Origin of the sequence: Planotetraspora silvatica (assembly GCF_016863315.1) — a bacterium.
In the GTDB taxonomy this organism is placed as follows: domain Bacteria; phylum Actinomycetota; class Actinomycetes; order Streptosporangiales; family Streptosporangiaceae; genus Planotetraspora; species Planotetraspora silvatica.
The window spans coordinates 130252-142100 of sequence record NZ_BOOQ01000016.1; the positions used below are offsets into that span (position 1 = coordinate 130252).

The window sequence follows — 11849 nt, forward strand, 5'->3', positions numbered from 1 at the left end:
TCCTCATGCAGAACTCCGCCGTCTTCGTGCCCCATTTCCACTGGGACCGGGAATGGTACGAGCCTTTCCAGGTGTTCCGGCACCGGCTTGTCACCGCACTCGACACCGTGCTGGAGACGGCCGAGGCGAACCCGGACTTCCGGTTCACCGTCGACGGGCAGATGGCCGCGATCGAGGACTACCTGGAGATGCGGCCGGAGAACCGCGATCGGGTCGCGGCCCTGGTCGCCGGCGGCCGGCTGGCCATCGGGCCGTGGCTCATCCTGCTCGACGAGTTCCTGTGCTCCGGCGAGACCATCGTGCGCAACCTGCAGATGGGATGGGCGGCGGCGGCGGACCTCGGTGGCTCGATGCCCATCGGCTACCTGCCGGACATGTTCGGCCACGTCGCGCAGATGCCGCAGATCCTGGCGCGCGCCGGAATCGAGCACGCGGCGCTGTGGCGCGGTGTTCCTGGCTCCGTCGACGGTCACGCCTTCCGCTGGCGTGCCCCCGACGGCTCTGAAGTGCGCACCGAGTTCCTCTTCGACGGCTACGACAACGGCCTCGACGTCTTGCTGGTGCCCGACCAGATCGGCCGCGCGCTCGGCGAGTACGCGGAGATGACGGTCGAGCGGTGGGGCGGCGACCCGGTGCTCGCGATGGCCGGCACCGACCACAACGCGCCCGACCCGCAACTTGCGACCTGGCTGCGGCGCGCGTCCAGCGACGAGCGCGCCATCACCATCGCGACGCTCGACGAGTACATCCGCAAGCACGTGCGCGACGAGGTCTCCACCGTCGTCACCGGCGAGCTGCGCAGCCACGTGCGCGGCAACATCCTCCCGGGCGTGCTGTCCGTACGGCTCGCGCTCAAGCAGCGGATGGCCGTCGCCGAGCGCACCATCGACCACGCCGAGCGGGTGAACGCCCTGTGGTCCCGGCGCGACGACTCACCGTTCCTCTCGCTCGCGTGGCACAAGATCATCGAGTCGTCCGCGCACGACTCGGTCGTCGGCTCCGGCACCGACGAGACCTCCGATCAGGTCGAAGCGCGTCTCGCCGAGGCCACGCACGCCGCACGGGCGGTCCGGGACGCGGCCCTCGCCGAGCCCGCCGCCCTGGTGCCGAGCGACGGCTACCTGGTCGCCAACCCGCTGCCGTTCCCGCGTACGACATCGGTCGAGGTGGATGTCGTGGCCCCGCCCGAGGGGACCGTTCTGGTCGCGACCGCCGCCGACGGCTCGGCGCGTCCCGTGCAGCTGACCTCCCAGGCCCCGACCGTGCTCAGCGACGAGCGCATGGACGCCTCGCAGCTCGAACGCGTGTTGCGCCGCATCCACCGCCGCGAGCTCTTCGGCCGCCTGATCGACCATTACGAACTCACCCCGGGGTCGCTCGTCTTCCACCTCGCGGAGGTGCCGACCAGCGGACCGTTCGACCTGCTGATCCTGCGCAGGGAGGTCGCCGCCGCGGCCGCCGCGCATCCGGGGGAGTGGAGGGTGCTGACGCTGGAGGAAGCTCGCGCGACCGCGCTCGTGCCCGTGGACGTCCCCGCCTCCGGGCTTGCGAGTTTCCGGGTCGAACCGAGCGACCGGACCGCACCGTCGACGACGTTCGCACCCGCGACGGCGACGGGCCGCACCCTTGCGAACGGACTGGTCGAGGTCGCGATCGCCGCCGACGGCACGCTGGACGTGATCGGGGCCGACGGGACCGTGCTGCACGGAGTCGGCCGCCTCGTCGACGGCGGTGACCGCGGCGACAGTTACAACTACGCTCCGCCGGGACGGGATGTGCTCGTGTCGGAGCCGGCGGAGGTCGCCGTCGAACTCCTCGAGAGCGGCCCGCTGCGCTCGCGGATGCGTGTCACCCGCGTCTACGAATGGCCCACCGCGCTCTCCTCCGAGCGCGACCTTCGCAACAGCGAGACCGTGCCGACCCCGGTGGAGACGCTCGTGGAGGTGCGCGCATGTGAGCCGTTCGTGCGCGTCTCCACGTCGTTCCTGAACCAGTCCGCCGACCACCGCCTGCGTTTCCACGTGCCGCTGCCCGAGCCGGTGACCGTGTCCGCGTCCGCCGGGCAGTTCGCCGTCACCGAGCGTGGGCTCACCGCCGAGGGCGGTTGGGGCGAATACCCGATCCCGACCTTCCCCGCGAGCACGTTCGTGTCGGCCGGCGCCGCCAACGTACTGCTCGACCACGCCACCGAGTACGAACTCGTCGGCGACGGCTCCGAACTCGCCATCACGCTGCTGCGCGCGATCGGCTCGATCAGCGTCAACATCCATCCACTCCGTGACGAGCCCGCGGCGAGCGAGATCCCCGCCCCGGGCGCGCAAGATCTCGGCGTGCGCATCGAGAACCGTTTCGCCGTGGTGCCCTCGGCGACCGGCTGGCAGGGCGCGAACGCGGTCGCTCTCGCCGAAGACTTCCGCAATGACGTGCTGGTCGTCCGCGGGACCGCGCCCGCCGAAGGTCAGCTTCTCCCCGACGCGACCGGCGTGCGGGTCGACGGTTCGGACATCCTCGTCTCGAGCATCCGCCGCGTCGCCGACGACGATCGCGGGGCCGGCACCGAGGTGCGGTTGGTCGCGATGAGCGACACGGGATCGACCGCCCGCATGACCGGCGCGTTCACCGAAGCCACCACGGTCGACCTGCTCGGCCGGCCGCTCTCCACGACGCCTGCCGCGGACGGACTCGAACTCGCCCTCGGCCCGTGGGAGATCCGGACGGTCGTGGTCCGGTAGGCGACATCCCTTTGTCATCGAGAAAGAGTTGTGACCTCGTGCCCTCCCAACATTCCGCGTACGTCTCGGACACCGCGCCAGAACGAGGCGCGCTGCGCGCTGCGCGGTCGTGGCTGCACTCCGACGCTCCCTCTCGTTCGCTGAACGGGCTCTGGCGTTTCCGCCTGTCGCCGACGGCGTCGGTGGCGGAGGATTTCGCGGCCGAAGGCTTCGACGACACCGGCTGGGACGACATCCCGGTGCCCTCGCACTGGGTGCTCCGGGGTGACGGAGCCTACGGTCGGCCGATCTACACGAACGTGCAGTTCCCGTTCCCGATCGACCCGCCCCATGTGCCCGACGAGAACCCCACCGGCGACTACCGCCGCCACTTCGAGGTGCCCGCCGACTGGTCGGAGGCCGAGCGCGTCGTGCTGCGGTTCGACGGTGTCGAGTCGCTCTTCAAGGTGTGGGTGAACGGCGACGAGATCGGCAGCGCCAGCGGCAGCAGGCTCGCCCACGAATTCGACGTGACGTCGTCCGTACGCCCGGGCGACAACGTCGTCTCCGTGCGCGTGCACCAGTGGTCGGCGGCCAGCTACGTCGAAGACCAGGACCAGTGGTGGCTGCCCGGCATCTTCCGCGACGTCACCGTGATCGCCCGGCCGGCCGGAGGCATCGAGGACGTCTGGCTGCGAACCGGGTTCGACAATGGGCGCGGGCAGGTCGAGACGGAGGTCACCGCCGACGCGGCGGCGTTCCCGGTCACCCTCCGCCTTCCTGAACTCGGCGTCGAGCAGGTCTGGGCGACGGCGGCCGACGTGGCCCCGCTCGACGTCGACGGCGTGGAGCCCTGGTCGGCCGAGCGGCCTCGCCTGTACGACGTCACCGTGTCGACGGCCGCGGAGAGCATCGCCCTGCGGGTGGGCTTCCGCACGGTCGAGATCCGCGGCGACCGGTTCCTGGTCAACGGCCGCCGCGTCGTGTTCCACGGGATGAACCGCCACGAGACCCACCCCGAGCGCGGACGCGTCTTCGACGAGGAGCACGCCCGCGAGGACCTGGCCCGGATGAAGCGGTTCAACGTGAACGCGATCCGCACCAGCCACTACCCACCGCATCCACGGCTGCTCGACCTCGCCGACGAACTCGGATTCTGGGTCGTCCTCGAATGCGATCTCGAGACGCACGGCTTCGACAAGCTCGGCTGGGTCGGCAATCCCAGTGATGACCCGGCGTGGCGTGAGGCGTACCTCGACCGCATCCGGCGCACCGTCGAGCGAGACAAGAACCACCCCAGCATCGTGATCTGGTCGCTCGGCAACGAGGCGGGAACCGGCACCAACCTCGCGGCGATGTCGGCGTGGGTCCACGCCCGCGACGCCGGGCGACCTGTGCACTACGAAGGTGACCACGCCGGCGAATACACCGACGTCTACTCGCGTATGTACTCGTCGGTGCTCGAGACCGAGCAGATCGGAACCGACGGCTCACGCGCGCCGCTGCTGAACTGCACTCCCGCGCAGGGCGCTCGGCAGCGCACCAAGCCGTTCCTGCTCTGCGAGTACGCCCACGCGATGGGCAACGGGCCGGGAGCGCTCGACCAGTACGAGGCGCTCGTGCACGAGCACCCGCGGCTGCACGGCGGCTTCATCTGGGAATGGCGCGATCACGGCATCCTGACGACGACCCCGGATGGGACGCCCTTCTACGCGTACGGTGGCGACTTCGGAGAGGTCGTTCACGACGGCAACTTCGTGATGGACGGCATGCTCTTGAGCGACGACGTCCCGACTCCCAGCCTCCACGAGTACAAGGCGGTCGTGCAGCCGGTCCGCTTCACCTTCGACGGCGACGAAGTCGCGATCGCCAACCTGCGGCACTCGGCTGACACCTCTGACCTGCGCTTCCACTGGCGTGTCGAGCACGACGGGACACTCGTGGATTCCGGGGACATGGAGGTCCCCGTCGTGGCGGCGGGCGAGTCGGCACGTGTGCCGCTTCCACGGATCCCGGTGGCGCAGGACGCGGAGACGTGGCTCACCATCGACGCGGTACTGGCCGCCGAGACCGCGTGGGCGCGCGACGGGCATGTGATCGCGACCGCCCAGCTGGACCGCTCGACGCGACGTCCCGTGCCTGCCGTCCGGCGCGAAACCGACTGGCGGCCGAGCGACGGAACGCTGGCGCTCGGAATCGCCGAGTTCGTCGACGGGTCCCTCGTGCGCCTCGCCGGCCGTGCTGTGGCGGGCCCGCGGTTGGAACTGTTCCGCGCCCCGACCGACAACGACGAAGGCGCGACCCAGGAGGTCGAGGAGAGCGACGCGAGCGTCGCGGGCGTTTCCAATGCCGAGCTGTGGCGTCGCGACGGTCTCGACCGGCTGACCACTCGGCTGCTGTCCGTGGAGCGCAGCGCGGACGCCCTGCGAACGATCTCCAAGGTCTCGGCGGCGAACTCCGCCCTGTCGGTGATCGTGGAGTCGGTCTGGTCGCTCGTGGGCGGCGAACTCGAGTTGCGTGTCGAGATCGAGCCCTCGAGGGGCTGGCTGACAGTGTGGCCGCGGATCGGGATTCGTTTCGATCTGCCCGATGGCGCCGCTCCCGTCGACGGCGCCGAATGGTTCGGCCTCGGCCCGCTCGAGTCCTACCCTGACAGTCTCCGCGCGGCACGTACCGGCCGTTTCTCCTCGACCATCCGCGACCTGTCCGTCGACTACGCGCGACCCCAGGAGACGGGGCACCGCTCCCACCTGCGGCAGCTGACGCTGACGAGTGCCGGCGCCGGGGTGCTGCGCATCGTGACGTTCCCGGACACGCGCGGACGTCGCCCCGGCTTCACGCTCAGCCGCCACACCCCGCAGCAGATCGCACAGGCGGGACACCCATTCGAGCTGCCGGATTCGACGACGAGTCACCTGATCGTCGATGCGGCCCAGCACGGGCTCGGCTCACGGGCCTGTGGGCCGGATGTGTGGCCGGAGTTCGCGCTTCGCCCTGAAGCTCGCACGATCCGGCTGCGCATCGCAGGAGGTTAGCCACGCGGTCCACTCCCTCCACGGCGCCGCTCGAGTGTCGCAGCGCCGTGGAGGCCGGGCCTCGTCCAGCATCTCGGCCCGCACCTCGATGCTCGTGTCGGAGAAGGCCGGAAATGGGACAAAGGCGCCCATTGTGGCGTGAGAATCGCCATCACGAGGAGTTCGTCCCAATGGTTCACGCGCACGTCTCACCAGAAGCGAGGACGGGGACCTGCGAAAAGTCCCTGGCGCTCCATCTTCGGCTCGAAGAAACGCATCCGCGCGACGTCATCCTCACCCGGCCGGCCATTGCTCGGCATTTCACTCCCGGGCAGGTCGGCGCCCCCGGCCCGCACTCCGATGGCGGGGCCCGGACGACACCGCCCGCAGAACCCGGACGAGACGTCCGCGTCCGCTCGCCGCGGCGGAGAACCGTCGTGGTGACCGCGGCCGCCGTGGCATCGATGCCCGCCGGAGTCACGCGATCGTCACCCGGCACGGCCCCGGGCCGCCGGCGTGATTCAGCGCTCCGGAGCTTTGAGATATGAGGTATGAGCTGGGCGAACGTGGGTGGTGGCGCCTTTAGGAAGACCGTCCCTCAGGAGCGGAAGATTTCTTCTCTGTTGCATGTGAGTTTCAGCTGTGCAACCGATTATGACAAGTCTTCACGTCATGAATATGACATGACATATTGGCAAAGTTCCTCCTGGTTATGGGATGCGTCGGAGGCGTTACATGAGGTTACGGAATAGGTTGATGGGCGCGGCCGTGGTCGTCGTCGCGTCGGGGCTGGGGCTCACCGGTTGCGGTCAGTCGTCCGATGGCGGCAGCGGGGACACGATCGAGCTCACGATCGCGCAGAACTCCATCGCGGGTGGCAAGAACGCGGCCGCGGCCGACTACATCACCAACTGGGTGATCCCGAAGTTCGAGGCCGCCGAGAAGGCGAAGGGAAAGACCGTCAAGGTCAAGTTCGTCCCGAGCGGTGTCGACGACGAGCAGTACAAGACCAAGCTGTCCCTCGACCTCAAGTCGGGTAAGGGCGCGGACGTCTTCGACCTCGACGGCATCTGGGCCGGTGAGTTCGCCGAGGCCGGCTACCTCAAGCCGCTGTCCGACGTGGTCGGCGCCGACGCCGACAACTGGGACGGCTGGGCGCAGATTCCTCAGTCCGTCCAGGGCCTGGCCACCTACAACGGCAGGAAGTACGCCCTGCCGGTCGGCACCGACGGACGGGTCCTCTACTTCAACAAGACCCTCTTCCAGAAGGCCGGACTGCCGGCCGACTGGCAGCCCAAGAGCTGGCAGGAGATCCTCGACGCCGGCGACAAGCTGAAGGCGGCCGGCGTGCCGGTGCCGATTCAGATCAACGCCGGCACCGCGATGGGCGAGGCCACCACCATGCAGGGCGTCCTCCCGCTCCTCGCGGGCGCGGGCGGCCAGTTGCAGCAGGACGGCAAGTGGACCGGCGCGTCCCAGCCGCTCAAGGACGCCCTCGGCTTCTACGAGAAGATCTACGGCGGCAGCGGCCTCGGCGACCCCAAGCTCCAGCAGGAGGCCAAGGGCCGCGACAAGTCCTTCCAGCAGTTCGCCGGCAACGAGATCGGCATCCTCCTGGAGAGCGACTACCTCTGGCGTGGCGTGCTCAACCCCGAGACCGGCGTGGCCAAGATGGCCGACCGGGACCAGAGCGTCGGCTACGCCCTCATCCCGGCCGAGGAGCCCGGCAAGGGCATCAACGGCCAGGACTTCGTGAGCATGTCGGGCGGCGCGCTGCGCGCGGTCAACCCGAACAGCGCCCACCCGAAGGAGGCGTTCGAACTGGCGGCGTTCACGCTGTCGCCCGACGGGCTGAAGGAGGAGACCAAGAACGGCAACGTGCGCATCACCCCGCGCACCGACGTCAACAAGGAGATCCTCTCGGCCGAGCCGCTGCTGACCTACATCTCCGACAAGGTGGTGCCGCTCACGGCCTTCCGGCCGCCGGTCGCCGCCTACACGCAGGTGTCCGTGGCGCTCCAGGAGGCCACCGCCGAAGTGGTCAGCGGCAAGACGCCCGACCAGGCCGCCGCCGACTATCAGGCGAAGCTCGAAGGAATCGTCGGTGGCGCAGGCAACGTTGCCTCCTGAGGTTCTCGACGACGCGAAGGCCCGCCGCTACAGCGCGGACGCGGCGGGCCTGGGCAGGCTGAGGGCGGGCGCGTTCGTCGCGCCGGCTCTGGCGCTCATTTCGCTCTTCCTCGTGTTCCCCGCGCTCTGGGTGCTCTACCTCGGCCTGTCGAACTACCGCCTCACCGGCGCGGCCGCCGCCGCGCCCCAGTCGGTCGGGTTCGACAACTTCGTCAAGGCGCTGACGGACCCGGAGTTCTGGAATTCGACCTGGCTGACGTTCGAGTTCGTGCTCGGCTCGGCCGTCATCGGGCAGGTCGTCCTCGGCTTCCTGCTCGCCTGGATCATGCGCGACCGCACCGGCCCGCTCAAGCGGATCGTGGAGGGGCTGGTCATCCTCGCGTGGATCCTGCCCAGCGCCGTCGTCTCGTTTCTGTGGGTGGCGCTGCTCGACCGTGACGACGGCACCCTCAACACGCTGCTCCACTCGCAGGACTTCGCGCCGCTGCTCGACCACCCGATGTTGTCGATCATCGTCTTCAACACCTGGCGCGGTGCCGCCTTCTCGATGATGTTGTACGGCGCGGCGCTCGGCAACGTGCCGCCGTCCCACCTGGAGAGCGCCCGGCTGGCCGGGGCCTCCGGCTGGCAGCAGCTCCGTGACGTGGTGTTCCCGCACATCAGGGGACACGTGCTGACCAACCTGCTGCTGATCAGCCTGTGGACGTTCAACGACTTCACACCGTTCCTGCTCACCGCCGGCGGGCCCGACGGCAAGACCGAGGTGCTGGCCGTACACGTCTACCAGGTGGCGCTGCAAGGCGGCGAGCTGGGCTACGGCGCCGCCGTCTCCACCGTCATCCTGCTGATCAATCTGGTCGTGGCGGTGTTCTACCTGCGGCTGTTGCGGAGTAAGAAATGACACGGTTCGTGCTGCACCGGATCGGCTTCTACGTACTGATCGCCGTGCTGCTGGCCTTCTTCACCGTTCCGCTGCTGTGGCTGGCATCCGCGCCGTTCACGTCGGATCCGACGTACCAGGTGCGGTTGCCCGACTTCACGTCCGAGAACTTCCGGGCGATTCTCGACAACCCCTACGCCCTCGGCTCGCTGTGGAACTCGGTCGTGCTGGCCGCGGGCACCGCCGTACTGGTGGTCGTGTTCGCGGCCCTGGCCGCGTACGCGCTCAGCCGGGTCCGGCTGCCGGGCCGTGACGCGCTGCTCTACACGCTGCTGCTGCTCTCGTCGATCATCACGGGAACGGCCGCCATGGTGCCGCTGTTCCAGTTGGCGGTCGAGCTCCATCTGATCGACTCGCAGCTCGGGCTGATCCTCATCATGACCGGCGGCCTGCTGCCGGCGGCCATCTTCATGATGAAGGACTTCATGGACTCGACGCCGAAGTCCTACGAGGAGTCGGCCCGCGTCTTCGGGGCCTCGCCGCTGCAGATCGTCCGCCACGTCGTCGTCCCCCTCGTACGGCCGGGCCTGGCCACCATCGCCGTCTGGGCCGTGGCCAACGTGTGGGGCAACTTCCTGATGCCGTATCTGCTGCTCAGCGACGTGGAAAAGCAGCCTGCCGCGGTCATCATGTACACGCTGTACACCGAGGGCGGCCAGGCCAACATCAAGCTGCTGGCCACATTCGGCCTGCTCTACTCGGTGCCTGTGGTGCTCATGTACCTGTTCGTAAGCAAGAAGTACGGCTTCCGCTTCCACGGAGGGATCAAGCGCTGATGTCCGCAATCGAACTGCGGGGCCTGACCAAGGTCTATCCCGGGGGAGTGAAGGCGCTCGACTCGCTGGACCTGGCCATCCCCGACGGTGAGTTCTTCGCCCTGCTCGGCCCGTCCGGCTGCGGCAAGACCACGCTGCTGCGCACGATCGCCGGGCTGGAGACCGCCACGGGAGGGGCCGTCGTCATCGGCGACCGCGACGTGACGGGTCTCCAGCCGGGCGCCAGGGACATCGCCATGGTCTTCCAGGACTACGCGCTCTTTCCGCACATGAACGTCACGGACAACATCGCCTACCCGCTGCGCATCAAGAAGGTCGGCAAGGCGGCCCGCCAGCAGAAGGCCGCCGAGGTCGGCGCCAGGCTCGGCCTGGAGCAACTCATGGATCGGCGCCCCGGCCAGCTGTCCGGCGGTCAGCAGCAGCGCGTCGCGCTGGCCCGCGTCATGGCGACGCAGGCCCAGGCGTTCCTGTTCGACGAGCCGCTGTCCAACCTGGACGCCAGGCTGCGCCTCGAGGCGCGCACGTTCCTCAAGAAGCTCCAGCACGAACTCGGCGTGACCACCGTCTTCGTCACCCACGACCAGGCCGAGGCCCTGGCCATGGCCGACCGGATGGCCGTCATGGAGTCCGGGCACATCCGCCAGATCGGCACCCCCGCCGAGGTGTTCCAGCGTCCCGCGAACACCTTCGTCGCCGGATTCATCGGCTCGACTCCGATGAACCTGCTCGACGGGGTCGTCCGTGGCGACACCCTGGAGGTGTCGGGCTGCAAGCTGGCGGTCCCGCAGTCGGCCGAAGGCCTGCTGCACGACGGGGAGAAGATCGTTTACGGCGTGCGTCCCGAGTACAACGTCTACTCGGCCGGGCCCGTGGACGGCTCGCTGGGCGGAAACGTGTCGATCGTGGAGAACCTGGGAGCGTCCTATCTGGTGACTCTGGACGTCAACGGGGTGCTCGTGCAGGCCGTCGTGCCTGAGGGTCACGAGCCGCTGATCGGCGACGAGGGTTACGCACTGCCACGGCGCGATCGGGCCCTGATCTACCGCGACGGCGAACTGGTGCCGGCGTGACCGTGATCCGCGGGCACTGCAGCCTGGACGACAGACTGGAGCGGATCCTGCGCGAGGTGCCGTTCGAGGTGCCCGCCGGGACTCGGGCGGTGACGGTCAAGCTGCGCTTCGACAGGTCGCTCGGGGTGCTCGACCTCGGGTGCGGCTCGCCGGCCGGCTTCCGCGGCTGGTCCGGCGGGGCGCGGGACGAGTACACGATCACCGAGGAGTGGGCGACGCCCGGCTATCTGCCGGGCCCGCTGGAGGACGGCACGTGGCAGGTGTGGCTGCGACTGCACAGAGTGCCGCCGCAGGGCCTCGACTACACATTGGAGATCACCACCGGGACGGCCGTGCCTCCGCAGCCCCTTGCCGACGAACCGCCCCACGGCGGGCGGCCGCCGCGCCGCGACATCCCTGACGTCGATGGCCTGCACTGGTTCGCCGGCGACTTCCATGCCCACACCCTGCACAGCGACGGCTCGCTGACCATCCCGGAACTGGCCGAGCTGGCCGCCGGCCGCGGGCTCGACTTCCTCACCGTCACCGACCACAACACGACCAGCCACCACCCGTGGCTGGCCGGCGTCGGGAAGGATCGGGGCATCGCGCTGCTGCCCGGCCAGGAGGTCACCACCGACCGCGGCCACGCCAACGTCTTCGGCGACGTCGGCTGGGTCGACTTCCGCGAGCCGGTCGACTCCTGGGTGCGGCACGCGGCCCGCGAGGGCGGACTGATCTCGATCAATCACCCGCTGGGGGGTGACTGCGCCTGGCTCCAGCCGGTGGCCGAGCGGCCGCGCATCGCCGAGGTGTGGCATTCCGGCTGGTTCGACCGGCGCTGGGGCGCACCCTTGGCCTGGGCCGACGCCTGGCACCCCGACCTGGTGGCGATCGGCGCCAGTGACTTCCACATCGTCGGCAACGACGGGCTGCCCGGCCAGCCCACCACCTGGGTGCTGGCCGAGGACACCGGCGCGATCTTCGAGGCGGTGGCCGCCGGACGCACCGCGATCTCGGCGGGCCCGGGTGAGCCGTTGCTCCTCAGGCTCGGCGGTGAACTGCTCGCGCTCGATGCCGACGGGCTGATTCTGGTCCGTCCCGGCGGCGACCGGCAGGTGATCCGCGGTGAGCGGGTGCTCGTCCCGGCGCGCGAGGGGCGGCATCGGCTGGAGACGCACGAGAACGAGGTCATGGCCATATGCGGGTGACACGCGCCGGCCTGATGC

The 11849-nt window shown here is 69.4% G+C and carries 7 protein-coding genes; all 7 read left to right on the top strand.

The genetic code is table 11. From position 1 onward, the window contains the following. Nucleotides 1-5: 5 nt before the first annotated feature. Entirely contained in the window at nt 6-2732 is a 2727-nt protein-coding gene (locus Psi02_RS13990; RefSeq protein WP_203974209.1) for a glycoside hydrolase family 38 N-terminal domain-containing protein, read from the top strand. Between the two features lie 38 nt (nt 2733-2770). After that, nucleotides 2771-5746 carry a glycoside hydrolase family 2 TIM barrel-domain containing protein gene (locus Psi02_RS13995; RefSeq protein ID WP_203974211.1) on the top strand — a complete coding sequence of 992 codons (2976 nt, stop codon included), beginning with the start codon at nt 2771-2773 and terminating at the stop codon, nt 5744-5746. 714 nt (nt 5747-6460) lie between these two features. Further along, nucleotides 6461-7855: an extracellular solute-binding protein gene (locus tag Psi02_RS14000; RefSeq protein ID WP_239094873.1), complete on the top strand. Its 1395-nt coding sequence runs from the start codon at nt 6461-6463 to the stop codon at nt 7853-7855. Next, entirely contained in the window at nt 7830-8756 is a 927-nt protein-coding gene (locus tag Psi02_RS14005; protein WP_203974213.1) for a carbohydrate ABC transporter permease, read from the top strand. Before Psi02_RS14000 ends, Psi02_RS14005 begins: the two co-directional genes overlap by 26 nt. Next, nucleotides 8753-9571, top strand: a complete 819-nt coding sequence (locus Psi02_RS14010) for a carbohydrate ABC transporter permease (protein WP_203974215.1) — start codon at nt 8753-8755, stop codon at nt 9569-9571. The genes Psi02_RS14005 and Psi02_RS14010 overlap by 4 nt, the downstream gene beginning before the upstream one ends. Further along, a complete protein-coding gene (locus Psi02_RS14015) occupies nt 9571-10641 on the top strand; it encodes an ABC transporter ATP-binding protein (RefSeq protein ID WP_203974217.1) in 1071 nt (356 codons plus the stop codon). The genes Psi02_RS14010 and Psi02_RS14015 overlap by 1 nt, the downstream gene beginning before the upstream one ends. Next, complete coding sequence (locus tag Psi02_RS14020; RefSeq protein WP_239094874.1) at nt 10638-11831, top strand: CehA/McbA family metallohydrolase; 1194 nt, start codon at nt 10638-10640, stop codon at nt 11829-11831. Before Psi02_RS14015 ends, Psi02_RS14020 begins: the two co-directional genes overlap by 4 nt. Nucleotides 11832-11849: the final 18 nt, after the last annotated feature.